Origin of the sequence: Cryobacterium sp. TMT3-29-2, from assembly GCF_004564305.1 — a bacterium.
In the GTDB taxonomy this organism is placed as follows: domain Bacteria; phylum Actinomycetota; class Actinomycetes; order Actinomycetales; family Microbacteriaceae; genus Cryobacterium; species Cryobacterium sinapicolor.
In genome coordinates this window covers 1-22,992 of the sequence record NZ_SOGK01000140.1, presented here as the reverse complement: position 1 = coordinate 22,992, position 22,992 = coordinate 1, and the positions used below count along the sequence as shown (strand labels likewise).

Genomic DNA, 22,992 nt, shown 5'->3' with positions numbered 1-22,992 from the left:
AGTTTTTTGTGTTGGACATTGTCTATATTCTCGGCGTCGTCGCCGTTTTTGCTCTGATCGGCGTCGTGGCGTGGGGGGTGGAAAAGCTGTGATCGTGTTCGACATCGTGGCTGCGGTCCTGGCCGTCGCCTCGGTCGGCTACCTGGTGCTCGCCCTCGTGAAGCCGGAGCGGTTCTGATGGACGTTTGGCTTGCGATTCTTCAGGTCCTGACCCTCGTGGCCATTCTGGCCGCGTTGCACCGGCCGCTGGGTGACTACATGGCGACGATTTACACCACCACGCGTGACCTCCAGGTCGAGCGGGAGTTCTACCGGCTGATCGGGGTGGATGCCCGGTCCGATCAGTCGTGGCAGTCCTACCTGCACAGCGTGCTCGCATTCTCGGCAGTCGGGGTGTTCTTCGTCTACGCGATCCAGCGCGCCCAAACTGTGCTGCCATACTCGCTCGGCTTCCCCGCGATCCCCGAAGGGCTGTCCTTCAACACGGCCGTGTCTTTTGTGACCAACACGAACTGGCAGTCCTACTCCCCCGACGTCACGATGGGTTACTCGGTTCAGATCGCCGGCCTAGCCGTGCAGAACTTCGTCTCGGCCGCCGTGGGCATTGCCGTCGCGATCGCCCTCGTGCGCGGATTCGTCCTGCGCCGCACGGGTACGATCGGCAATTTCTGGGTCGACCTCACCCGCGGTGTCCTTCGCCTGTTGCTGCCGCTGGCCATTGTTGCGGCGGTCGTCCTGCTCACCGGCGGCGTGATCCAGAACTTCAATGGTTTCACTGACGTGACCACTCTGAGCGGAGGGACGCAGTCCATCCCGGGCGGCCCGACGGCCTCACAGGAGGCCATCAAGGAGCTCGGAACCAACGGTGGCGGTTTCTTCAACGCGAACTCCGCGCACCCGTTCGAGAACCCGAGCGCCTGGACGAACCTGTTCGAGATCCTCCTCCTGCTCGTCATCCCTTTCAGCCTGCCCCGCACCTTCGGCACGTTGGTCGGTGACAAGAAGCAGGGCTACGCGATCCTCGCCACCATGGCTACCATCTTCGTGGTCTCGCTGACCGCGGTTACGATCTTCGAACTGAACGGTGCCGGAACTGCGCCCGGCCTGGCGGGCGGGGCGATGGAGGGCAAGGAAACCCGGTTCGGCATCGCCGGTTCGACCCTGTTCGCCTCGGCGACGACCCTGACCTCGACCGGAGCCGTCAACTCCATGCACGATTCGTACACGGCGCTGGGAGGAATGATGCCGATGCTGAACATGATGCTCGGCGAAGTCGCCCCCGGCGGCACCGGTTCCGGTCTCTACGGGATGCTCATCCTCGCCGTGATCGCCGTGTTCGTCGCCGGGCTCCTCGTCGGGCGCACCCCGGAATATTTGGGCAAAAAGATCGGCCCGAGGGAGATCAAGCTCGCGAGCATCTACATCCTGATCACGCCGACACTGGTGCTCACCGGCACCGCACTGAGTTTCGCGATCCCGCCGGTACGAGCGGACGTGGAAGCCACATCGATCTGGAACCCCGGATTGCACGGCCTCTCCGAAGTGCTCTACGCCTTCACCTCCGCAGCCAACAACAACGGGTCCGCCTTTGCCGGGCTCACTGCGAATACCCCGTGGTTCAACACGGCGCTCGGCGTTGCCATGCTCCTCGGCCGATTCCTGCCGATCGTGTTCGTGCTCGCCTTGGCCGGCTCGCTCGCCGCGCAGGACAAGGTTCCGGCTACCGCCGGCACGCTGCCGACGAACCGGCCGCAATTCGTCGGCCTGCTGATCGGAGTCACGATCATCATCACCGCACTGACCTATTTCCCCGTACTCGCGCTAGGACCCCTGGCGGAAGGACTGCAGTAAACATCATGACCACTCTCACCGAGACACCCGCCGCAGAGCGGCCGCCCGCACGCGGGCACCACCGACCCACAGCCAAGGGCGCCATCAGCGTCGGGCAACTCGTCGCCGCCCTTCCCGGTGCCTTCCGGAAGCTCGACCCCCGGCAGATGTGGCGCAACCCGGTCATGTTCATCGTCGAAGTCGGTGCGGTCCTGACGACCGTGATGGCCATCGTCGAACCGTTCCTGGGCGGCCCGGCCGAGTCCGGCGGTGCGGCGGTCCCCTCCTCCTTCACTGGGGGGATCGCGTTCTGGTTGTGGCTGACCGTCGTGTTCGCCAACCTGGCGGAGTCGGTAGCCGAGGGCCGAGGCAAGGCTCAGGCTGACAGTCTGCGTCAGACCCGCACCAGCACCACCGCGCACCGGGTCGAGGGCTACGACCCCACCGGGGACGCCGCCGCCGAACGGGCAGTCGTGACAGAACTCTCCTCCGCCGAGCTCACTCTCGGGGACACCGTCATCGTCGTCGCCGGCGAACTCGTCCCGGGAGACGGAGACATCGTGTCGGGCATCGCCTCGATCGACGAATCCGCCATCACCGGTGAGTCCGCACCGGTGATCCGCGAATCCGGCGGCGACCGCAGCGCCGTCACGGGCGGCACCCGCGTGCTCTCCGACCGCATCGTGATGCGGATCACGAGCAAACCAGGTGAAACCTTCGTCGACCGGATGATCGCCCTGGTCGAAGGCGCGGCCCGCCAGAAGACACCCAACGAACTCGCGTTGAACATCCTCCTGGCCAGCCTCTCGATCATCTTCGTCGTCGTCACCTTGACGATCAATCCCATTGCCTCCTACTCGGCTGCAGCCGTGAGCGTGCCCGTCCTCGTCGCACTCCTGGTCTGTCTCATCCCCACGACCATCGGTGCGTTGCTTTCCGCGATCGGCATCGCCGGAATGGACCGCCTCGTGCAGCGCAATGTGCTGGCCATGTCCGGACGTGCCGTCGAGGCCGCCGGGGACGTGACCATCCTGCTGCTCGACAAGACCGGCACGATCACCTACGGCAATCGGCAGGCACGAGAATTCACACCCCTGACCGGGGTCACCCGAGAAGAACTGGTCAGGGCGGCCGCGCTGTCGTCGCTGAGCGACCCGACCCCTGAAGGCAAATCGATCGTCGACCTCGCCTCGGAGGACGGTTTCCACAACGAAGGAACACTGGCCGGCGAGATTGTTCCGTTCACTGCCCAAACCCGGATGAGCGGTATCGACCTCCCCGACGGGACCTACATCAGAAAGGGCGCCGGATCAGCCGTGATCGCATGGGTCGAGGAATCCGCGCGCGCCGCAGGCACCGTCCTGACCGACCTCGACGACCAGGTCGAGCGGATCTCACGCTTAGGCGGCACCCCGCTCGTCGTCGCAGCTGGCGACGCCGACGGTGCCCGCCGCATCCTTGGTGTGGTCTACCTCAAAGACATCGTCAAGGAGGGAATCGCCGAACGATTCGCTGAACTGCGCTCCATGGGCATCCGCACCATCATGGTCACGGGCGACAACCCCCTCACCGCGAAAACCATCGCCGCGGAGGCCGGCGTGGACGACTTCCTCGCCGAAGCCACCCCGGAAGACAAACTCGCCCTCATCCGCCGCGAACAGCAAGGCGGCAACCTGGTCGCGATGACCGGCGACGGCACGAACGATGCCCCAGCGCTGGCCCAAGCGGACGTCGGAGTGGCCATGAACACCGGGACGAGCGCGGCGAAGGAAGCTGGGAACATGGTCGACCTCGACTCAGACCCGACCAAGCTCATCGACATCGTGCGGATCGGCAAGCAGCTCCTCATCACACGCGGGGCCCTCACCACGTTTTCGATCGCCAACGACGTCGCCAAATACTTCGCGATCATCCCCGCGATGTTCGCGGGCGTGTTCCCCGGCCTCGCCGTGCTGAACATCATGCAGCTGCACTCGCCGGCGTCGGCGATCATGTCCGCGATCATCTTCAACGCGATCATCATCATCGTGCTGATCCCCCTCGCTCTGCGCGGGGTCAAGTACCGCCCGGCTTCCGCGTCGAGCATCCTCAGCCGCAACCTGCTCATTTACGGCCTCGGCGGCGTCATCGCCCCCTTTATCGGCATCAAACTGGTCGACCTTGTGGTCGCGTTGATTTCCGGTTTCTGAGTAACCCCTGACCTGACAACAATGAAAACGGAAACCACACCATGAGCTCACCACGCACAACCACCCGACGCTACTGGGTCGCCTTCCGCGCCATGCTCGTCTTCACGGCGGTTCTCGGTCTTGCCTACCCGCTGACAATCACCCTGATCGGGCAGCTCGTCCTGCCTGCCCAGGCGAACGGCTCACTCGTCACAATCGAGACCGATACGGCCGGGACGGAAACGGTCGGGTCGGCCCTGATCGGCCAGTCGTTCACCGATGCGAAGGGCACCCCACTACCGGAATGGTTCCAACCTCGTCCCTCCGCAGCCGGCGACGGCTATGACGCCGCCACGTCCAGCGGCAGCAACTGGGGTCCGGAGAATCCCGATCTCATCCAAGCCGTCATCGAGCGCACGCAGGCCATCGAAGAGTCAGACGGTGTTAGGGCCGAACAGATCCCCGCTGACGCGCTCACCGCGTCCGCGTCGGGGCTCGATCCCCACATCAGCCCGGCATACGCCAGGCTGCAGGTGAGCCGAGTCGCCCAGGAACGAGGGATCCCGGAAGCCTCCGTCGGCGCCCTGATCGAAAGCAACATGCAGCGACGTGTCCTGGGATACTTGGGAGACCCGACTGTCAACGTGCTCGAACTGAACATCGCGCTTGCCGGGCTGAAGGGCTGAACAGTGAAACGGGGACGACTACGGGTGCTGCTCGGTGCCGCACCGGGCGTCGGCAAGACCTACACCATGCTGGAAGAGGGCCGTCGTCTCCGCGATGAGGGCAAAGATGTGGTCGTCGCCGTCGTGGAAACCCATGGACGGGCGGCGACCGCGGTGATGCTCGATGGCCTTGAGGTGGTTCCCCGGGTGTCGGTCGAACACCGTGGTGTCGAGTTGACCGAAATGGACCTGGCGGGCGTGCTCGCTCGGCATCCGCACATCGCCCTGGTCGACGAACTCGCGCACACCAATGCGCCCGGGTCGCTGTGCGAAAAGCGCTTTCAGGATGTCGAAGCACTCCTCGATGCCGGGATTGATGTGATCTCGACGGTGAACATTCAACACATCGAGTCCCTCAACGACGTTGTGCAGCAGATCACGGGGGTGCCCCAACGGGAAACCCTGCCGGATTCCGTGCTCCGAAAAGCCGATCAGGTCGAGGTGGTCGACCTGGCGCCCCAGGCCCTGCGCGACAGACTCGCCGAAGGGCACATCTACCCGTCTGCCCGGATCGACGCGGCCCTGTCGAACTATTTCCGGCTGGGAAACCTCACGGCCCTCCGCGAACTCGCCCTGCTCTGGCTCGCCGACGAGGTCGACACGGCGCTGAAAACGTATCGGACCGAACACGGCATAGACAGCAAATGGGCGGCACGCGAACGCGTCGTCGTCGCGTTGACCGGCGGGCCGGAGGGCGAGACCCTGATCAGGCGCGGCGCCCGGATCGCGGCACGGTCAGCCGGCGGTGAACTCATTGCCGCCCACGTGATCAACCAGGACGGGCTCAGCGCCCCTCACCCCGGAGCCCTCGCGACGCAACGCGCCCTGGTCGAGGAACTCGGCGGCAGCTACCACCAAGTCGTCGGCAACGACACCTCCCGCGCCCTGGTCGACTTCGCCAGGGCAACGAACGCCACCCAACTCGTGATTGGGGTCAGCCGCCGCAACCGCCTCACCGCAGCCCTGTCCGGACCCGGAATCGGGGCGACCATCGTGCGGGAATCCGGCGACATCGACGTGCACATCGTCACCCACTCCGCAGCCGGAGGCAAGTTCACGCTCCCACCACTTGGCGGCGCCCTCACGGCACGACGCCGCCTAGTCGGCCTCTCGCTGGCACTCATCGGCGGGCCCATCCTGACCTGGCTACTCGTCTCCATCCGCACGCCGGCATCCATCACCAGCGACGTCCTCAGCTACCAACTCCTCGTCGTCGTCGTCGCCCTTGTCGGCGGCTTGTGGCCGGCACTGTTCGCCGCACTGCTGTCCGGGCTGACCCTGGACTTCTTCTTCGTCGATCCCACCAACACCATCACCATCGCCGACCCCCTCCACGCCATCGCTCTTGCCCTTTACCTCGTCAACGCGGTTCTCGTCAGTTACGTCGTCGACCAGGCGGCTCGCCGCACTCGCACTGCGCAGCGCTCGGCGGCGGAATCGGAACTCCTTGCCACGGTTGCCGGCAGCGTCGTTCGCGGCGAAGACGCCCTGCAAGCCCTGGTAACCCGGACCCAGGAAGCTTTCGGGCTCACCGCCGTTCGATTAATGGCCGGACAGCAGCTCCTGGCCGAAGCCGGTGAAACAGCAGATGAGGCTCCCGCCACGACGGTGCCCGTCGGAAGCCGCGCGGTGCTCGAACTCTACGGGCCCGATTTGGAAGCCTCGGAGCGCCGCTTGCTGACCGTCATCGCGATCCAGATCGATGCCGCGCTCGAACACACCGACCTCGCCCAGACCGCCAGCAAGATCGGGCCGCTCGCCGAAGCCGACCGAATGCGCAGCGCCCTACTTGCGGCCGTCGGCCACGATCTCCGCAGACCGTTGGCCGCGGCCACCACCGCCATCAGCGGGCTGCGCGCCACCGACGTCGACTTCTCAGAGTCCGACCGCATCGAACTCCTCGCGACCGCCGGGGAGAGTCTCGACTCGCTCGCAGCACTTGTCACCAATCTCCTCGACGTCAGCCGGCTCCAGGCCGGCGCGCTGGCCGTCTCCCTCAGCTCCGTGGACGTGCCGGATGTCGTGCTGCCCGCACTCGACGAGTTGGGGCTGGGGCCCGCAACAGTCGAACTTGACCTACCATCCGAGCTCCCGCCCGTCCTCGCCGACTCCGGACTTCTCCAGCGAGCCATCGTCAATCTTCTCGCCAACGCTACCCGCTTCTCCCCACCCGGCACCCCCACCCGGATCGCCGGGAGCGAGTTCGCCGGCGCCGTGCAGATTCGAGTCGCGGATCAAGGACCGGGCATCCCTGCTGACCGTTGGGACGACGTGTTCATACCCTTCCAACGGCTCGGAGACACCGACAACCTGACCGGGCTCGGGCTCGGACTTGCTCTGTCAAAAGGCTTCGTCGAAGGCATGGGGGGCACCCTGGAAGCTGAGGACACTCCCGGCGGAGGCCTCACCATGGTCATCACTCTCCCCGCCGGCCCCCACCCACAGATCGAAGAACCCGTATGAAAATCCTGATCGCCGACGATGACCCCCAAATCCTCCGCGCCCTCCGCATCACCCTCCGCGCCCGCGGCTACGACATTGTCACCGCCGAAGACGGCCAAGCCGCCATCAACTCTGCAATCGACCAGCACCCCGACCTGGTCATGCTCGACCTGGGCATGCCCGGCCTCGATGGGCTTGCGGTCATCGACGCCCTCCGCGGCTGGAGCAGCGTCCCCATCCTGGTCGTCTCCGGCCGGACCGGAGCAGCAGACAAAGTCGAGGCGCTCGACAGAGGAGCCGACGACTACGTCACAAAACCATTCTCCATCGACGAACTCCTCGCCCGAATCCGCGCTCTGACCCGCCGGGTCCCCGCCGCGGACGAAGAACCCGTCATCGTTTTCGGCTCTATCACCGTCGACCTTTCCGCGAAACAAGTCATCCGATCCAAGGACGGAACCCACGAACCCGTTCGTCTCACACCCACCGAATGGCACATCCTCGAGGTGCTCCTCCGCAACCCCGGCAAACTCGTCAGCAAACACACCCTCTCGACCGCAGTGTGGGGACCTCACCCGACAAGCGACACCGGATATCTTCGCCTTTACGTCGCCCAACTCCGGAAGAAGCTGGAACCACACCCGTCCGAACCCCGGTACCTTCTCACCGAAGCCGGCATGGGCTACCGATTCAACCCCGACCCAGGAGCGTCCTAGAGGGGCCGTACCGCGGCAAACGAACACTCGACACCCCACTCTCGTGATTTAGAGCAACGAACCCACCCGCACCTACCCCGAAAGCACAGCGAAGGTGACCCTGGACGCTCGAGGCCACTCCGACCCGCCGAACCGCGTCGAACACCGGCTCGAGAGGGTGGCGCCGGTGGGGAGGTTCGCGAACCGGAACCGGCCGGAGAGCCGGCGGGTGTCCGTCGCGGTGACCTCGATGGAGAGCAGACGCTCGAGGGTGTGGGTAAGGCTCCAGCCCTCGGCTTGAGCCTGGTCCAAGACGTTCGGTAGCGCGTCGGCGGCGTCGGCGGGCTTGGGCTCGGCGAAGTGTCCGGGCAGCTGGCCATAGACTCTCGCCGGCGTCGTGGCGGCACTACGCTCGGTGCGCGTCGCTCAAGGTTTTCGTCTGACGGCGTCACGGTCGGGCAGCGCTAATCGTTGCGCGCGGCTTCTAGCGCCATGTCCGAGTCCGATCCTGACTGCAGATCAGATCGAAACAGCCACCAAACGATTGCGCCGCAGCAGATGAACAGGATGCCGCTCGCCAGGAACGGCACGCACAGAGACAGCGACGACGCGAGGACCCCGCCGAGGGCTGCTCCCACGGTGAGACCGATGAGGCCAAGAACCTTGGACGATGCGTTGACCCGCCCTCGGAGGTTCTCGGGGACCAGGCGCTGCCGAAGCGAGTTCACGCAGATTCCCCACACAACGGAGTGAAGGATGTACGCGGCCAGGAGAGCCGCGGCCAGCCAAGGAATCCGGACGAAGGCGAGCGCGAACATGGACGCGGCACCGAGGAAGAGACTGCCCACGATCGTCCATCCGTACCCCACACATGATCGAAGTGGTGCCGTAATGATCGAGCCGACAAGGCCGCCGAGTGCTGACACCGCCAGAATCAGGCCATACCCCGCTGGACCAAGACCGAGAGTTTGCTGCGCGTATAGCACCAGGACGGAAAACGGCATCATGTATGCAACGCTCGCGAGCCCGCCGACTACAGCCAGGCCGCTCAACAACCGGTGTCCGTGAAGCCACCTGGCACCGTCTGCGGCTTCCCGGAACACGGATCGGCGAGGCGAGAGAAGGCCGTGGACGACGCCCGGACGCGGGAGCGCAAGGAAGAAGAACCCGGCCGCTGCATAGAAGCCGCCGGCAGCCAAGACTGGAACCGCAGCCCCGAGGGCGAACAGGAGGCCGCCCAGTGGCGGACCTGCGAATTCATCGGCAAGGAGTTGAGCTGCCGAGATGCGGCTGTTCGCCTGGTCTAGTTGGTTCGCTGGAACGACCGACGGCAGGATCGACAATGCCGCGTTGTCCGCGGCGGTCTCCAGGATTCCGACGCCCGCGAGAACGACATACAGAAGCAAAACGGAGCCAAAGCCGATCGCGAACAAGACCGCCATCATGATCACAAGCGACGCTCGACTGAGATTCGTGATCCACAAGATCGTTCGACGGTCGAATCGATCGACGTAGACCCCGACCGGAACCACCACCAACAAACGCACAGCCGAGTACACGGCGGCAAGGCCGGCGATGAGAATGGCATCCGTCGTCAACGATGTTGCCAGCAGCGGTATCGCCACGAACATCAAGCCGTCGCTCAGGTTGCCGACCGCGTTGCCCGCCCAAAGCCGCCTGAACCCTTTACCTAACGACACGAGCAAACCCTAGCCGCCCCGAGCCATCAAGGCGCCGAGATACGTCCCGGGTGTGGGATCCGTGCGGAATCGAGTTGATGATGGATGCCTACGATCACGGGTTGCCCGAGCCGGAGCAGGTGTTCCACCACGGCCGAGCCGACCGTTCCAGTCGCGCGGGTCAGAAAGGCCGCACCCATCAGGACCCGCCTTTCACCTGTGCGAGCAGTCCAGCGAGGTTGGTCAGTGCGTCGTCTGTCAGAGTGTCAAACCATGGCGCGGAGCGTTGAATGGCGACGCCCTCGAAGGCCTCCACCTGGGAGCGCGCGGAGCTGGTGAGCCGAAGGAGCCGCACCCGTCCGTCCTGGTCAGAAGCGAACTGCTCCACCAGGTCATGCTCACGTAGCTGGTCTACCAGCTGAGTGACGGCACCCGGGGTGACCTGCAACAGTGCGGCGAGCTTACCTGGTGTTACAGAGTCCGGCGCGTGAGCGAGGACGAAGAGAACATCCAGCTGGGTGCGGGTAAGGACCGTGCTGCCGAACGGAGTTGACCGCGGGTTCGCCAGCGATCGTGACAGCCGAACGACGGCCGCCAACACCTCCCCCACCTGACTCGCCCGGTGAGATGAAAGCACGGGTCGTGATTGAGTCACGCGCTGATGAACGGCATCTGCCCGATGAAGGTGCGGTCCTTGACCTGGGTGAGGATGAAGTCTGCGAGATCATCTCGACTGATCTGGGTGCTGGCATCAACACCCACCCACCCCACCCGGTACGTGACTGTGCCCGGTTTCTCGGTCAGCCGCGGACCACGAACCACCGTCCACTCCAGCCTTGACGCCTTGAGCACCCGCAGGTGCTGCTCTGCGTCGGCGAGGACATGCCCGGACAGGGTCTTTAGCAAGAACCTGATGATGCGGTCGGAGGGACCAGGTCGGTCTAGTGGAGCGGATAGGCCGCCGCCGGACAGGGTGACGATCCGTTTCACGTCGTGCCGCCCCATGGCGTCCACGATCAGCTGCGTGCCCTCGGCCTGGAGCGTCGGCGGCGAACCTTTCACCTGCCCGAACAGGCTGAGCACGGAGTCTGAGCCCGCCACCGTCTGATCCACAGCAGACAAATCCAACACGTCACCGCGAATAACCGTCAGAGCCGGCGACGTCGTTGCGAGCTTGGCCGGATCACGCACCAGAGCCCGCACATCAAATCCCGCGGCAAGAGCGCGCGTCAGCACGCGACGCCCGGTCCTGCCGGTCGCGCCAAATATAGCAATTACTGTCATGCCAAGTAGTTTAGTCGCTAAACGTTACAACGGCTAGTACGCCTACGAACCGGAACCACCACGGCTGACGTTTGACGACGCGTGTTGCGATGGCCGGTGACGGGGTCAACGACGCTGCGGCTTCGGCACAGGCGGACCTGCGCGTCGCCACTTCCATGCCCCGTATCCAGCGTCAGCGTCGCCATCAACGCACTGTGCGCACGCGCCTTCTCGCGGGCGGCCGGGTTGGGCGTGACCTGGATCCTGCGGAGCAGCGGTGCTGTCCTGGCACGATTGAACCGCGCGAAGCCACGCTCTGTGTCTTTCTCGGCCAGGCCCACTCCCGTGTCGACCACGACGGCCTCACCAAGACCCCCGGAGTTGCGAGCTGTGATCGTAACTGCATCGCCCGCCGGGGTAGCGAGCCGAGCATTGACCTCGACCCCCCTAGGCCGATCTCGACACAATAGACGGTGCATAAACGCGCGCACCAAGTCCGAGCGCTCCGCCGAACCGGCCTCGTCGGATGGAGAGCGTCACATTCGATCCACGCCATGCCGGCGCGAATTCTCGGACTGACCCTGCGCGATGATGTGGCAGACGCTGCCTGCTTCGCAGTCGGCCGGGTCGAGATCCTTGCTTGCGCTGAGCAAGTGGTGCAGCTCTGTCTCGAGGAGCACGAGTTCTCTTTGCCGACGGTGCACGTCCTCAAGTTTGGTGACGAGGAGGCTGGAGACGTGCTCACAGGGCACGTCACCTGCTTGTCGAACGTGATGCTGCTAATTTCGGTCAGCGTCAGGGCGGCCGTCTGGGCGGAACGGATGAACTGCAGGCGAGAGAGCGCCACTTCGTCGTATCGGCGGTAGCCGTTCCGATCACGCGCGGCGGGGGGCAACAGGCCGCGTCGCTTATTAAACCTGATGGTCTGTGCGGTCACGCCGCTCACACTGGCAAGGTCCCTGCTCTGCATCCTTACATTCCACCACTTGACCCTGCAGCGTGGTGCAACGTTTACCGTGAACATATGGAAATCACACTGCAGTACCTCGACGGATGCCCGAACTGGACGATCGCGGCAGAGCTGCTCGCGGTAATCGCAGCAGAAAACCCCGGCCTCATCGTTCACCGGCAGCTGATCAAGAGCGTGGAGGACGCGGAGACGATCGGCTTCCGGGGATCCCCGAGCCTCCTGGTCAACAAACGGGACCTCTTTCCTGACCCGTTGGCCGCAGTGGGACTCGCCTGCCGCATCTATGCGACCCCAGCCGGGTTCGCCGGCGCACCGACGCTGGAACAACTGCGCGAAGCGATCACAGCAGCATGAGCGTCATCCGTCCGGAATATGGCTTTTCGTTTTCGGTGGCGGATTGGCCCCTCCTTGCTTCATGACCACGGTCGACGACGAACTATCCACGGAGGAAGACCTGCGCGCTGGATCGCAATGTTGCGTCGGGTATCTGTGACTGAGAGGTTCTTGCAGATCCGCACGAGAGGGACGGGATCGATGAGCCCGGCTTCGACTAGCGCATCCACAAACTCCAGGTCCTTTTCGTCACCACGAACCAGCGTCGCGGTACACAGGTCGTGTGGATCGAGGCATCGGGCCAGTGCGCCGTTGGGACCGTCTGATGCCAGCTGAACGGTGCGGGTCTCCCAGCCATTCGGGAGCACCGCGGTCGTGACGTTGACACCCTCCACGTAGAAGCCGTGGTCCATGTGAAACTGTGACCACTCCCCCAGCTTGGCGTCGATGAGCGTAGCCAGGGTGTAATCCGCAGCGTCTGCGATCGGTGCAATGTTAACCTCTTCAGAGTGCGTGGCCCGTTCGGGCAGCTGCGCATCATCATAGGAACCGAGGATGGCCAGGCTACCGACAACGAGTACCTCGCGTCGCTCAGTGGCCCTGGTCGCTTGCCTGATCGTCTCCTCGAGCTCCCTGCGTTTCATTCTTGGTTAACTCGCTCGATTGCTGCGACCCGCTCGCCCTGAGTGAGAGCGCCAGCGAACGGCGAGTTCTGTCGGAGTTCCCGCCCTTCCGGAGTGTCCGCGAGCATGCCCAGGATGAGTAGGTCCACGGGACTATCCACACGCTCGGCCCAACGATCCACCCACTTCTGCCCGATCGGGGAACGGAGCCCAGCCCGAAGGCGATCGAGGTTGTCCGGCACCACATCAAGCACAGCCTTCGGATCGGTCCTGAGCCTGTTCGCGAGAGCGCGATGCAGTTCCATCGTCACCCTTTCTTCACGACGAATGTTGACGACCTCCACGCGGGGACGTCGCCCCATCACAGCCAGGGCACGCTTGAGCATTCCAAGCTGAAACCGGTCGTCCCGCTCGGACTGTTCCATCCGCGTGACTTTGGCAGCAACTAACCAGGTCTCGACCCAATAAACGGTGCATAAACGTGCGCGCATCAAGTCCGAGCGGCAAGCCCCCGCTTCCAGAGTCCAGGTCGGCAAGCGTTGGCCCAGGTCGGCACCCAGGACGCGTTCATCAGCTACGACCGGCCCCGCCGCGGTGACCTCCTCGCCGTCAATCAGCCCCAAATGATCCGTCTCTACACCCCCCCTCACTGAACTCGGAGTCGCCCAGCGTCTGAGGACGATCCTGCCTGCCGGGACGGAAGGCCTCGCCACCGGCGTCCGCCGCGCCACCCACACGCACCCGGTATGAAACAGTAAATGTGTCGTCTTCCTCTCACTGGACAACAGGAGAGGGCCGCGCCATTCGACGTGGTGATCTCCTACGACCCTCAATTTCAAATTGAGGCACCCGTGTTCCGCACCCGGTACGCCATCATTCACGGCCGAACCCGGCGCACCGGCCCCCGGGGAATGTCTGCAATCGGCGAGCTCATGAGGGACCTGCTAGACGTGGCAGGGAAGGTCCTGACGCGCCGAGCCGCGGAGCGGGTATGGGTACGGGAGCGAGTTGTGGCTGAGGCAGAGGTTGCGGACAACGTCCCACTTGCGGGACGCCTGAGTTGCGAGGTTTCAACTTCAGCACATCTGGCAGTTTCAACCAGTCAACGCAACGACGATATTGAACGATGCGTACGTTCCCTGTTTGTTCAGGTTCACCAGAAGTCTCCTCACGACCGGCGGTGGCGGTCCTTGGGACCACGTAGAAATTCGAGAGTGCGATATTCCCTTCGCGTGGTGAACCGATACAGAGCTTCGCAAGCAATCGACCGACGTGTGATCGGGGCTCACCCGTATATATCCACCACCCCGAGCAGGCTGCCGAATCGTTCTTACCCGATCTCGGTCTCACCTAACCGCGACGAGTCCGTATAGCGGCCGATAACAAGGCGGCCCGCCCGAGGCCGCCAGTGTATTCACGGTCGTCACGCACACGGTTGATTGGTGTCTCGTCATTACAACTTCTGCGGGCGACGCGGTCACCCCTACCGGTTGTCGATATTACTTAAGAGGGTCGTTATCTTGTTCAGAACAGCGGCCGTCTGCGTCAAGTGAAGGTTGAGAACCTCCGGCAGTAGGCTTCGAATTCGTTCGATCGCCTCAGCTCGATAACGTTCACCTTCCCCGTCTAGACGCCAAAATCGACTCCCGGCCATTTCCGACTCCAAGATGCTGAGTTCCGAAGCTACTTGCCAGCGCTCTTCCGATTCATGGTTCTCCTCGGTGAGGTCAATTGGGCCGATTTCGTCCAGGAGCGTGTCACTAATTGGCAGAATGGCCCGCTCGGCTTCGGCGCGCGCGATCCGTCTTTCGAGCCACGATCTCACCATTTAGTCAGCCACTTCCCGTTAGTCCCCATTCTCCCGCCGAAACGTCCTTGGTGCTTGCCTGGCACGCCCCAATACCACGGCCGGGGTCCTTTCGCATCATGGCCGCTGGGCATCAGCCGCCGATGTCCGGCGCAGGGGGTTGGAACGCAAGGATCGCCAGCAACGCCACGAGTCCACTTGTCACGATCGCCGTGACTGGCGCGACGAACGCCCATTGCCGAGTCCGTGGCACAGCGAGCAAAAACACGGTCAGCACGAAATCCAGTAGACCGAACATTGCTAGCGCGAATATTCCGAGGGACGGACTCGCGCCGAGCTTATGGAGCTGATCGATGCTGCTCACCTCGCCGCCACCGGGTACTGAGCCGGCGAAGCCGTAGGCCGCAGAAATCAGGATGAGCAGCAGCGCAACGCTGACAAAGAAGTGCAGGACAACTCCACCCGCGGCGGCGATGACCGGCAGTCGCCTCGGTGTGCGGTCCTTGGGCATGACAGCCAACCTACAGGTCACAGAAAAATGCCCGCACAAAGTTCGTCTACGGGCGTTTGATTGGTGCTGTAGCGGCCCATGCGCAATGCTCGGCGTGGGGCGCTGCCCTGCCCTATCCTTATTTGCGGTTTGCTATATCGCTCGATCATTGGGGATGACATGGAAGTTTCACAAGCCCAGGCCGATGTGCGTCGCATCTATCGTGCTGGATTCCTCGGACCTTTGGTGTCCGCGGTCATCTGGGCGGTGGCCAGCGCGGTCTTCACCTGGGGCTCCGTCACTGCTGGCATGGCTGCGCTCTTCTTCGGCGGCATGCTGATCTTCCCGCTGAGCACTCTCCTTATGAAGATGCTGGGCGGCCCAATCGCGCTACCGAAGGGGCATCCATCAGCAGCATTGGCCATGCAGTGCGCGTTCACAGTGCCCCTCGGCATGCTGATTGCAATCGCCCTCGGCATGTACGAGCCCGTTCTTTTCTTCCCCGCAGCGCTCATCATTGTTGGAGCGCACTATCTCGTATTCATCTCGCTCTACGGCATGCGTTTATTCGCGGTTTTGGCCGGGGTCCTGATCCTGCTGGGAGTGAGCACACTATTCGTGGCACCAGAACTTGGAGGCATAAGCGGATGGCTGGGCACCGCCGTCTTCGGGCTCTTTGCGGTGCTGTTGTTTCGCACCCAAGAGGACGCACACGCAATCGTTCCGTAGGGGGTTCCCAATTGCCACTTACCCCTTGAGGAGTATTCCAGTCGTTGAGGGAGATCAGGTGCTCAGCACACGGGTACTGCGGAACCCCCGTGCGGTGAGGAAGATGACGATGACGCTTGCTGTCACGGTGACCGCCAGGACGATCGCGAGCATGGCCAACCTCGCAGATGGAAACACGAGGAGGGCTGGCACGATGATCAGGGCCGGAAAAATTGCCAGGAGTCGGATCGGACCGCCGTTCATCCCAGCTTTTGATTCGAGGCTCCCGGGATATAGCAACGCCCCAAAGAGCGTTCCCAAACGCCACTCCCCCGAGACTTCGGACGTCGGCGAATTGATGCCAAACCTGCGTCCATGGACGTCCGGCTATCGGGACCGCGGATGAGCCCACGCGTGACGGCAGAAATGTCTTCAACAGCGTCGGTACCGGTGGCACTATGGGTACGCAAAGACGATCTTGTACTTGTGGCTATTGGATACACGTTGGTCACCCTCGTAGAGTGACAAATGCGCGCGTGAAGTAGCTGCGCGATCGTGCATGCTCTCGACGCCGAGACGCACACGACTCGGAGATCGGGGCACCGCATGACTCAGCCACGAGGCCATGCCGGGCTATGGCAAGTACTGTGTGCAATCCTGTCCTTCCTTGCCAAGGGCATCGGTGCCGGGCTGTCCTCGATCGCCACCATGACTTTCGGAGGCCGAGCTGCCCCCGGCGACCTGCCAACGTCCCCGCCGCCGAAAGAGTATCGACCGTAACGACCAGCACCGCCTCAGCAGATTCGGGTACTGACCCAGACGGAGAAACTTCCGCAGCTGGCTGGCGGCCCGGACTTTCGTTCATCGAACGCGGCTCCGGTCAAGGCGAGCCAAGAACCGGCCGTGGATGTCATCATCTTTGGTGCCGCGACACAGTACCGTCAGGAGACAACAGGACTGGAGCGTGGGCAATGGTTTGTTTAAGGGTTCGGGCGGGCGCACTGATCTGCACGGCGGCGCTGGTCCTCACCGGGTGCGCACCCGATGATTCGATCTCGCAGATCCGAGGCTTCTTGGCCGCCGAGAGCGGCCCGGACGACGTGCTCCCGCCCGGGGTCGCAGACGCAACGAGCGATCCCGAATCCAGCCGTTTCGTCGGCGAGCACGCTGGCGTCAGCTACTTCCTCACGAAGCACATCGATCCGGCCTCCGGGGCACCCGGCTACTGCCTCCTGATCTCCAATCCGTCGGAGGGTGCAGCTTCAAGCTGCGGATCAGATGTCAACGCAACACGTTTGTGGGTTAGCAGCTCCGCGACGGGCAGCGCCAGAGTCGTGGTTGCCGACGACATCATCCCGGACGGGTGGACGAAGCTCGGCGACTTCCTGATCGTCAACCCCGAAGAGTGATTCCCTGGGCTCGACACCGGGATCAACCTGCGGCACCGGCGCGCTGAGGGTTTCAAAAGGCCACTCCCCCGGGACTTCGGAACTTCTGCGGATCGGCGACGAATCTGCGTCAGTGGACGTCCCCTTTTAGGGCCGGTCGCCCGCGAGGAGCAGCACGCCCACATGGTACCGTTCGATCAAACGACTGAGTCGGGGTGCAATGGTCGATGCAAGAATTCGATGGGGCACGCTGCTATGCGCGGCCGCGCTGGCGCTTACCGGGTGCGCTATGGATGACACGACCTCGCAGATCCGAAAGTTTCTCGCAACTGACGGTGGTCCCGAGGATGTTCTCCCCACCGCTGCTGAACCGTTGACGAGCGACGCCGGGTCCAGCCGTCACGTCGGTGATCACGCTGGAATCAGCTATTTCGTCACGAACTACGTCGAGCCCAAAACCAATCTTCCCGGCTTCTGCCTGATACTCGTGAATCCAGGGTACGGGGCCAATTCAGGTTGCGGGTCCGATAGGAATGCAACGCGCATGGCTGTCGGTGGTTCTGGGACTGGGAGCGCAAGACTAGTGGTTGCCAACGATGTCATCCCAGCAGGATGGACAAAGCTCGGCGACTTCCTAATCGTGAATCCCGACACAGGCAATCCGCACAGCCCGTAGTTCGTGCCGTCCTGCAGCTGCTTCTGCTCGTACCCATGCCACGACAGAAAACGCTGCGCGGGACGCCGAGCGGCGAGTCTTCAGAGCCGTCACGGTTGACGTCCCCCTTGCGGGCGGGAGCCGCGGTACCGTCGATGACATGATTACCACCGCTTGACTTCGCCTTCGGCGTTGACGCCGTGCTGATGTGGGCCATCTCCCGCGCAACAACATCCGGCCGACTTGTGGTTTGATCAACAACGTGCGCCATTCCGTTTCGAACCGGCACCGTCCGAGCCCCGTCGCATGGTTGTCCTTGGCGGTGTGCGGCACGCTTACTGGTTGCGCGGGAGCAGTCCCGGCGTCGGACGCGGTGTCACAAGTGTCGGCGCGCAAGGCAGTCGCTGACGTCCCTCGGGGTCTCTACCGTGAGGGGACGGACGTGATCGATGACTATGCCCGTTGGGCTGACACCGACACCGAGAAATCGACCGTAGTCGAGTTGATCGGCTACGAACCGTATCCCGGCGCGATCCACGGCGAACCAGTTGGAGCGCTGCAGTTTCGTGCGACGATACAGCCCACCCCGAACGAAGGGCCGCACGTCGCTTGCTTTGAGTCGCAGTTCGATTTCTGGGGCGTCGCGACCGACGAGCCCGGCGAATGGAGCGACGACACGGCGGTCGCCCACGACATCGCTTGCCCGCCGGACGCAAAGCGCATCCCCCCTCCGGTCGACACCCGCTTGGTTGACGTTGTTCCCGACGGAGCGGAGGCTCTCGTCGTCGAGGTGCTAACAAATGCGCCTTCCGCGGCATCCGCTGACGACATAGTCGCCGAGATCGTCAAGCGGATGCCGCAGCCGACCGGTGAGCGTGAGGTCGCGTTCGATCCCGAGGCGACGGTAGTCGACGGCGACATCGGCTTCGCGATGGGCGATGGGGACGACTGCCTGCTCGTGAAACGAGACGTCGGCGGCGTGCAGGTGTTGCAGGTTCCCAAGATTCTGCTTCAGCCCGGAGAGCTCGGGTGCGCAGCCGGCACGGCGCTCCAACCGGGCGACCAGCTACGGTCCCCCCACTGACCCAGAATCTGGGCGCTCGGCAATCGGCCCTGCTCGCAAGGTCCCAGGTGGCAACCGCGGCAACGGAACCCCCACTGACCAGAAGGACACCTAAGGTGAACCCAAGCGTTTTCGCTACCGTCCGCCACGGCCCCCGACGCGTCAACTGTCCATGCCGGATTGGCTGATCCAACTGCCTGCCACGCCGTCTCGCGGACTCACTGGTTCTCACGAACTAACCTCCCGACCGGCCAATGAACCGGCCCCCCTTGGAATCGACCGCTTGGGCACACCTGTTTCCCCCGGAACAGCGGCTCGTCAGTGGTTGTTGTCGTTGCCCATAACGTGGACGGCGTAGCCCCAGCATCCAGCGTCGTCCCAGTGGTAGTCGGCGCCGCCTCCGGTGTCACCGTCGAGTGCGAGGCGGGCGGCTGCCCGCTCGGAGGTTGGAAGAGTGTCCTCCCACATCACTGGAAGCACAGCGCTGTCTCTTTCCCAGAACGGTTCGAAGGTGTAGACGAATCCCTTGTCTTTCATGCAGGCGGCCGTGATCGTCTGCGTCTCCACCCATTCCCTGCCGTTGGCCTGTTCATCGGGGGTCATCGCCTTGAACGCCTCGGATGCCATCGGATCAGAGTTGTCGGCAGCTTCGATAGCGCCCGCTTCCGACGTCACCGACGTGCCCAGGGTGCCGGTTGGTGTGGGGGTAACAGCCTCGGCAGGAACGACGGCGGCTTCGGCCGCGCGTACGGATGGTGAGTCCGGGGCTGCAGGATTGAGCGTCGCCGCCGCGCCCATCCCGAAGACAGTCAGTGAGAGGGCCAGAAGCCCGGCTCCGGCCAAACCGATTCCGAGTGCGAGTTTCTTCTTCATCGAGCCATCTCTCCAATTGTCTTGATTCGGGTGCCGGTGTCGGCAGGGGCGGTCCGGTGTTCCGGCCACCACCAGATCGCTGCCGCAGTGAAGAACAAGCCAAGCCCTGCGATGAGGCTGTTGCTAGCGAGATCCCACCCTGGCATCGTGAAGGTCAAGGCACCCACCGTGACACTGAGGGAGTAGAGCTGAAAAAGGCCGAAGTGAACGAGTCCAAAGCTAGCGGGCACCATGACGAGCGCGCCGAGGACACGTGTCCGGCGCCGAGACAGCAGCACTAGTCCGCCGACAGCGAGGACAGTAGACGAGGCGATGGTCAGTGCGGTTGCGGAGCCCGGCCGGATCTGTTCCCCGATCACGCTGAGCGCAATCCGGGTGAGCACGAAGAGACCCCAGCCCAGCACGGCGGAAGCCACGACCAGAACGAGCGCCGATACGGCGCCCTCGACCCGGTGTCGGCGAAAGCCGGTCGGGTCCGCCAGGGCGACTTGCCTTCGCTGCGCGTGACGCCAGCTCAGGTCAGCAGGTGCGCCCCGCAGCGCACGACTGAGGATTGCGCGAGCCACCGCGCGCGGCGTTGTTCCCGATTCATCGGCCCAGATCGCGTGCTCATACAGGTCCGAGGCGAGTTCGTCGCGACGAGCAGCGGCGACCTCGGCATCAACTTTGCGTGTGTACCACGAGCACCAGCGAGAGACCCGGTGAACGGCGTGATGGTAGGGCGTAGATGTCAACACGCTCATGCGAAAGTCGCCCCTGCCTGTGCGATCCGAGGCACGTTTGCCTCTTTGCGGTTCGTTTCCGCCTGCGCCTTGACCAGGGCGCGTGAACCTTCCGCCGTCACGGTGTACAGCCGGCGTCGGGGCCGTCCCTCGGACTCGGCACTGGCCGGGTCTTCCCAGCTGGCTTCGAGGATGCCGGATTCCGCCATTCGAGACAACGCCTTGTAGAGCGTGCCGTGAGCCGTGAGCGCGAAACCATCATGGGAGGAGAGTTGCTTCGCCAGGGCGAAGCCGTAGAAGCTGCCCTCACTCGCTTGGAGCGTGAGCCCGCTCTCCAGAATGTCCACCTCGATCGGAAAGAGAGTACCTGGTCGTCTGCGTGCCATAGACGCAACTATAGGAAGATAGGTTCTTATAAGCAATACCCCTGTTCGGGGCCATATTGGTCCGCGAAGGCTACGAAGGCCTAGCGGTGGATTCTGTGCACCATGAAGGTCCCGTACGAGGGCAGTGAATGACTCGCCCCGTAGAAGGTGAGAGTCTTCGCTTCCAAGAGTCAACCCAAGTCCCTTGCCGCGGTTCTCTTCTCGGGGAGCGCTTGGGCGAGGAGGCGGATGGCCTGTTTGTGATCCTGACCGCTGGAGCGGTATCCGAGTTTGGATCCGCAAATAGCATCGGCGAATATTCACGCTGATCGCTTCAGGCCGTCACGAGCGTGAGAACGACTTGGGCGTTTTCGCAGAACTCGCCGACTCGGCCGGATGCAATCCGGGCCGGCCATTTCCGCATCTCGGTCAGTTACCAACATGGAAAGAGACTGTTACACTTTCCACTATGGAAAATCAGTTTCAGGATCCCTCACCAGACGAAGCCGCAGCCAGCTTGAACACGCTGTCGACCGACCGGGAACGCCTTGCCGCGAGCGTGCACGTACCCTGGGTCCTGCTAGCCGCCTTCGGAGGTGTGGGCGCGTGGTGGGTATCGGCCGCGGCGGCCACCAATCCCGGCGAGAACTACGAACCGCCCTCGTCGGGTTGGCTAGCCTTGGTCGGCACGCTCGTGGTCGCGTACCTGATCCGCCGCGAGACTGGCGTCCGCTTTCGGAAGATGGGCACGCGTGCCGGCTGGGCGATAGTTGCGATCGCTGCCGCTTGCCTCGTGCTTTTCAGCGTCTCTCTCGGTCTCGTGTCGTTCGGCATGCAATGGGCTGTCACACTCACCAGTCTGATCGCGTTCGCGGCGACGACTTGGCTGGCCGGTGTCGCTTATCGATCAGCAGTGGAGCAATTGCGCCGTGGTTGAAACAAGGTTCGACGAGACCATCCATGCACCTGTGCGGCTGCGCATCTGCGGGCTCCTACGCCCGGTCGACCATCTTGACTTCGCCGTGCTCCGTGACGCGCTCAAAGTGTCGGACGCCACGCTCTCCAAGCACCTGAAGACCCTCGCCACAAGCGGATACGTTACTTCGAGCAAAGTCGCATCCGAAGGCCGCGGTGACGCGCGCCGGATCACCTGGCTAACCCTCACTCGGACGGGGCGATCCGCCTTCGACGCGCACGTGCGTGCACTGCGACAGATTGCAGGATCCTCCACCTGACCTGCAAGCGGTCGACGTGGTTGAAACGCTGGTATGCAAGCACTTCACCCCGGTCTGACCGACTCGCACGCCGGCCCGCCGCGGGCGGTCTGTCGCATAGACGGTTCCTCCAAGAAACACATCCGAGCACTGGGATCCGTTCGAGGCTCCGCGATCGCGATTCTGAATGGACGAGCTTTCGATTCGTTTCCAAGGCGCTGCAGGCTGGCTGTGGTACGGTGATCTCATCACGATCAGCCCGCTCGCCTCACGGCTCGGGCTGATTTTCTTTAACCAGGAGACTCGTGGCTGAGTACATCAAAAAATGGCTGTCGCTTGAAGACCAAATGGCCAAACTCGCGTCTCGCGGCGTCGAAGTGCGAGACCCAGAGAACTGCCGGCAGATACTCCAAGCCGTTGGTTACTACCGCCTTACTGGCTATCTCTACCCGCTTCGCGAATCTGAAGCGTACGTGGATGATGAAGGCCGACGTCGGGTCCGCATCCTCAACCACTATCGCTCTGGAACCTCGGTCGATTACGCCGCCACACTCATAGATTTTGATCGTCGCCTGCGGCTGCTCGTCCTTGACGGCATCGAAAGAATCGAAATATCTTTTCGCATGCAGGTCGGGTATGTACTCGGCAGGCTATCGGCGTTCGCTCACCTTGATCCCTCCAACTTCGTGGGTTCATTCACTGAGGCGCAGACCGACACCAGAACGGGCGACACCACGCCGAGCAAGCACCAGCAGTGGCTCGAGCGCGTGAATGCGCGTCAGTCAGAGTCTGACGAAGCATTCGTTGCGCACTTTCGCGATAAGTACAACGACAAAATGCCCATCTGGGCCCTGACCGAAATCTTGGAGCGGTCACGTCCCGCTGAGTGGTGGAGTTTCTCAACACCGTGCGGGTCAGCTGTTTTAGTTTAGGCGGCGGCGAGTTCGGGGAGGATCACCGCCTCGTCGATGACCTCGAT

At 63.3% G+C, this 22,992-nt stretch carries 25 protein-coding genes; 13 read left to right on the top strand and 12 right to left on the bottom strand.

Annotation, left to right across the window (positions count from 1 at the left end):
• Window positions 1–88: 88 nt before the first annotated feature.
• Genes kdpF through E3O67_RS16640 form a run of 6 tightly spaced genes read left to right on the top strand, consistent with a single transcriptional unit; the run spans window position 89 to window position 7,881 of the window.
• Entirely contained in the window at window positions 89–178 is a 90-nt protein-coding gene (kdpF, locus tag E3O67_RS16665) for a K(+)-transporting ATPase subunit F (RefSeq protein WP_134429117.1), read from the top strand.
• Window positions 178–1,851: a potassium-transporting ATPase subunit KdpA gene (gene kdpA / locus E3O67_RS16660; RefSeq protein ID WP_135103206.1), complete on the top strand. Its 1,674-nt coding sequence runs from the start codon at window positions 178–180 to the stop codon at window positions 1,849–1,851. The genes kdpF and kdpA overlap by 1 nt, the downstream gene beginning before the upstream one ends.
• A 5-nt stretch (window positions 1,852–1,856) precedes the next feature.
• Window positions 1,857–4,019: a potassium-transporting ATPase subunit KdpB gene (gene kdpB, locus E3O67_RS16655; RefSeq protein WP_135103205.1), complete on the top strand. Its 2,163-nt coding sequence runs from the start codon at window positions 1,857–1,859 to the stop codon at window positions 4,017–4,019.
• A 41-nt stretch (window positions 4,020–4,060) separates the two neighbouring features.
• Entirely contained in the window at window positions 4,061–4,684 is a 624-nt protein-coding gene (gene kdpC / locus E3O67_RS16650) for a potassium-transporting ATPase subunit KdpC (protein ID WP_135103204.1), read from the top strand.
• A gap of 3 nt (window positions 4,685–4,687) precedes the next feature.
• A complete protein-coding gene (locus E3O67_RS16645; protein ID WP_135103203.1) occupies window positions 4,688–7,186 on the top strand; it encodes a DUF4118 domain-containing protein in 2,499 nt (832 codons plus the stop codon).
• Entirely contained in the window at window positions 7,183–7,881 is a 699-nt protein-coding gene (locus E3O67_RS16640) for a response regulator (protein ID WP_134429107.1), read from the top strand. Before E3O67_RS16645 ends, E3O67_RS16640 begins: the two co-directional genes overlap by 4 nt.
• Before the next feature lie 72 nt (window positions 7,882–7,953).
• Here E3O67_RS16640 and E3O67_RS16635 read toward each other — a convergent pair whose 3' ends face one another.
• The 5 genes from E3O67_RS16635 to E3O67_RS17575 all read right to left on the bottom strand — a co-directional run bounded on the left by E3O67_RS16635 (window position 7,954) and on the right by E3O67_RS17575 (window position 11,772).
• Window positions 7,954–8,172: a hypothetical protein gene (locus E3O67_RS16635; RefSeq protein WP_135103202.1), complete on the bottom strand. Its 219-nt coding sequence runs from the start codon at window positions 8,170–8,172 to the stop codon at window positions 7,954–7,956.
• 152 nt (window positions 8,173–8,324) lie between these two features.
• On the bottom strand, window positions 8,325–9,560 hold the full coding sequence (locus E3O67_RS16630) for an MFS transporter (RefSeq protein ID WP_135103201.1): 1,236 nt from the start codon (window positions 9,558–9,560) through the stop codon (window positions 8,325–8,327).
• 178 nt (window positions 9,561–9,738) lie between these two features.
• On the bottom strand, window positions 9,739–10,176 hold the full coding sequence (locus E3O67_RS16625; protein ID WP_167726704.1) for a MarR family winged helix-turn-helix transcriptional regulator: 438 nt from the start codon (window positions 10,174–10,176) through the stop codon (window positions 9,739–9,741).
• Between the two features lie 14 nt (window positions 10,177–10,190).
• Window positions 10,191–10,823, bottom strand: coding sequence for an NAD(P)-dependent oxidoreductase (locus tag E3O67_RS16620; protein ID WP_134429101.1), 633 nt, complete (start codon window positions 10,821–10,823; stop codon window positions 10,191–10,193).
• A gap of 184 nt (window positions 10,824–11,007) precedes the next feature.
• The gene (locus E3O67_RS17575) at window positions 11,008–11,772 is read right to left on the bottom strand and encodes a MerR family transcriptional regulator (protein ID WP_241982263.1); all 765 of its coding nucleotides are present in this window, start codon (window positions 11,770–11,772) and stop codon (window positions 11,008–11,010) included.
• A 54-nt stretch (window positions 11,773–11,826) separates the two neighbouring features.
• On the opposite strand from E3O67_RS17575, the gene E3O67_RS16610 reads away from it, so the two are divergent.
• Complete coding sequence (locus E3O67_RS16610) at window positions 11,827–12,126, top strand: thioredoxin family protein (RefSeq protein ID WP_135103199.1); 300 nt, start codon at window positions 11,827–11,829, stop codon at window positions 12,124–12,126.
• Between the two features lie 59 nt (window positions 12,127–12,185).
• On the opposite strand, the gene E3O67_RS16605 is transcribed toward E3O67_RS16610, so the two are convergent.
• From E3O67_RS16605 to E3O67_RS16590, 4 genes are all read right to left on the bottom strand, one after another.
• A complete protein-coding gene (locus E3O67_RS16605) occupies window positions 12,186–12,749 on the bottom strand; it encodes a DUF6036 family nucleotidyltransferase (protein WP_135103198.1) in 564 nt (187 codons plus the stop codon).
• The gene (locus tag E3O67_RS16600; RefSeq protein ID WP_135103197.1) at window positions 12,746–13,351 is read right to left on the bottom strand and encodes a hypothetical protein; all 606 of its coding nucleotides are present in this window, start codon (window positions 13,349–13,351) and stop codon (window positions 12,746–12,748) included. The genes E3O67_RS16605 and E3O67_RS16600 overlap by 4 nt, the downstream gene beginning before the upstream one ends.
• 860 nt (window positions 13,352–14,211) lie before the next feature.
• Window positions 14,212–14,556 (bottom strand): hypothetical protein, encoded by a 345-nt coding sequence (locus E3O67_RS16595; RefSeq protein WP_135103196.1) that lies wholly within the window; start codon window positions 14,554–14,556, stop codon window positions 14,212–14,214.
• A gap of 112 nt (window positions 14,557–14,668) precedes the next feature.
• Complete coding sequence (locus E3O67_RS16590; protein ID WP_135103195.1) at window positions 14,669–15,046, bottom strand: hypothetical protein; 378 nt, start codon at window positions 15,044–15,046, stop codon at window positions 14,669–14,671.
• Window positions 15,047–15,205: 159 nt separating this feature from the next.
• On the opposite strand from E3O67_RS16590, the gene E3O67_RS16585 reads away from it, so the two are divergent.
• The 3 genes from E3O67_RS16585 (at window position 15,206) to E3O67_RS16575 (ending at window position 18,860) form a co-directional block, all read left to right on the top strand.
• Complete coding sequence (locus E3O67_RS16585) at window positions 15,206–15,754, top strand: hypothetical protein (protein ID WP_135103194.1); 549 nt, start codon at window positions 15,206–15,208, stop codon at window positions 15,752–15,754.
• A gap of 950 nt (window positions 15,755–16,704) precedes the next feature.
• Window positions 16,705–17,142 (top strand): hypothetical protein, encoded by a 438-nt coding sequence (locus E3O67_RS16580; RefSeq protein WP_135103193.1) that lies wholly within the window; start codon window positions 16,705–16,707, stop codon window positions 17,140–17,142.
• A gap of 884 nt (window positions 17,143–18,026) precedes the next feature.
• Window positions 18,027–18,860 (top strand): hypothetical protein, encoded by an 834-nt coding sequence (locus tag E3O67_RS16575; protein ID WP_135103192.1) that lies wholly within the window; start codon window positions 18,027–18,029, stop codon window positions 18,858–18,860.
• A 297-nt stretch (window positions 18,861–19,157) separates the two neighbouring features.
• Here E3O67_RS16575 and E3O67_RS16570 read toward each other — a convergent pair whose 3' ends face one another.
• The 3 genes from E3O67_RS16570 to E3O67_RS16560 form a co-directional block, all read right to left on the bottom strand.
• Complete coding sequence (locus tag E3O67_RS16570) at window positions 19,158–19,712, bottom strand: hypothetical protein (protein ID WP_135103191.1); 555 nt, start codon at window positions 19,710–19,712, stop codon at window positions 19,158–19,160.
• The gene (locus E3O67_RS16565; protein ID WP_135103190.1) at window positions 19,709–20,278 is read right to left on the bottom strand and encodes a hypothetical protein; all 570 of its coding nucleotides are present in this window, start codon (window positions 20,276–20,278) and stop codon (window positions 19,709–19,711) included. Before E3O67_RS16565 ends, E3O67_RS16570 begins: the two co-directional genes overlap by 4 nt.
• Before the next feature lie 173 nt (window positions 20,279–20,451).
• The gene (locus E3O67_RS16560; RefSeq protein ID WP_134374886.1) at window positions 20,452–20,820 is read right to left on the bottom strand and encodes a PadR family transcriptional regulator; all 369 of its coding nucleotides are present in this window, start codon (window positions 20,818–20,820) and stop codon (window positions 20,452–20,454) included.
• Window positions 20,821–21,268: 448 nt separating this feature from the next.
• Between E3O67_RS16560 and E3O67_RS16555 the strand changes: the two genes are divergently transcribed.
• The 3 genes from E3O67_RS16555 to E3O67_RS16545 all read left to right on the top strand — a co-directional run bounded on the left by E3O67_RS16555 (window position 21,269) and on the right by E3O67_RS16545 (window position 22,945).
• A complete protein-coding gene (locus tag E3O67_RS16555; RefSeq protein ID WP_134433160.1) occupies window positions 21,269–21,736 on the top strand; it encodes a hypothetical protein in 468 nt (155 codons plus the stop codon).
• Entirely contained in the window at window positions 21,729–22,034 is a 306-nt protein-coding gene (locus tag E3O67_RS16550) for a transcriptional regulator (protein WP_134433162.1), read from the top strand. Before E3O67_RS16555 ends, E3O67_RS16550 begins: the two co-directional genes overlap by 8 nt.
• 284 nt (window positions 22,035–22,318) lie before the next feature.
• Entirely contained in the window at window positions 22,319–22,945 is a 627-nt protein-coding gene (locus tag E3O67_RS16545) for an Abi family protein (RefSeq protein ID WP_241982261.1), read from the top strand.
• The last annotated feature ends 47 nt before the right edge of the window (window positions 22,946–22,992 follow it).

What these genes read in the sequence shown, in the direction of transcription:
- E3O67_RS16610 (WP_135103199.1), top strand. Translation starts at nt 11,827, where the DNA reads ATGGAAATCACACTGCAGTACCTCGACGGATGCCCGAACTGGACGATC.
- E3O67_RS16595 (WP_135103196.1), bottom strand. Translation starts at nt 14,556, where the DNA reads ATGGTGAGATCGTGGCTCGAAAGACGGATCGCGCGCGCCGAAGCCGAG.
- E3O67_RS17575 (WP_241982263.1), bottom strand. Translation starts at nt 11,772, where the DNA reads ATGCAGAGCAGGGACCTTGCCAGTGTGAGCGGCGTGACCGCACAGACC.
- E3O67_RS16560 (WP_134374886.1), bottom strand. Translation starts at nt 20,820, where the DNA reads ATGGCACGCAGACGACCAGGTACTCTCTTTCCGATCGAGGTGGACATT.
- E3O67_RS16570 (WP_135103191.1), bottom strand. Translation starts at nt 19,712, where the DNA reads ATGAAGAAGAAACTCGCACTCGGAATCGGTTTGGCCGGAGCCGGGCTT.
- kdpC (WP_135103204.1), top strand. Translation starts at nt 4,061, where the DNA reads ATGAGCTCACCACGCACAACCACCCGACGCTACTGGGTCGCCTTCCGC.
- E3O67_RS16555 (WP_134433160.1), top strand. Translation starts at nt 21,269, where the DNA reads ATGGAAAATCAGTTTCAGGATCCCTCACCAGACGAAGCCGCAGCCAGC.
- E3O67_RS16590 (WP_135103195.1), bottom strand. Translation starts at nt 15,046, where the DNA reads ATGCCCAAGGACCGCACACCGAGGCGACTGCCGGTCATCGCCGCCGCG.
- E3O67_RS16620 (WP_134429101.1), bottom strand. Translation starts at nt 10,823, where the DNA reads ATGACAGTAATTGCTATATTTGGCGCGACCGGCAGGACCGGGCGTCGC.
- E3O67_RS16585 (WP_135103194.1), top strand. Translation starts at nt 15,206, where the DNA reads ATGGAAGTTTCACAAGCCCAGGCCGATGTGCGTCGCATCTATCGTGCT.
- kdpB (WP_135103205.1), top strand. Translation starts at nt 1,857, where the DNA reads ATGACCACTCTCACCGAGACACCCGCCGCAGAGCGGCCGCCCGCACGC.
- kdpA (WP_135103206.1), top strand. Translation starts at nt 178, where the DNA reads ATGGACGTTTGGCTTGCGATTCTTCAGGTCCTGACCCTCGTGGCCATT.
- E3O67_RS16605 (WP_135103198.1), bottom strand. Translation starts at nt 12,749, where the DNA reads ATGAAACGCAGGGAGCTCGAGGAGACGATCAGGCAAGCGACCAGGGCC.
- E3O67_RS16580 (WP_135103193.1), top strand. Translation starts at nt 16,705, where the DNA reads ATGGTTTGTTTAAGGGTTCGGGCGGGCGCACTGATCTGCACGGCGGCG.
- E3O67_RS16640 (WP_134429107.1), top strand. Translation starts at nt 7,183, where the DNA reads ATGAAAATCCTGATCGCCGACGATGACCCCCAAATCCTCCGCGCCCTC.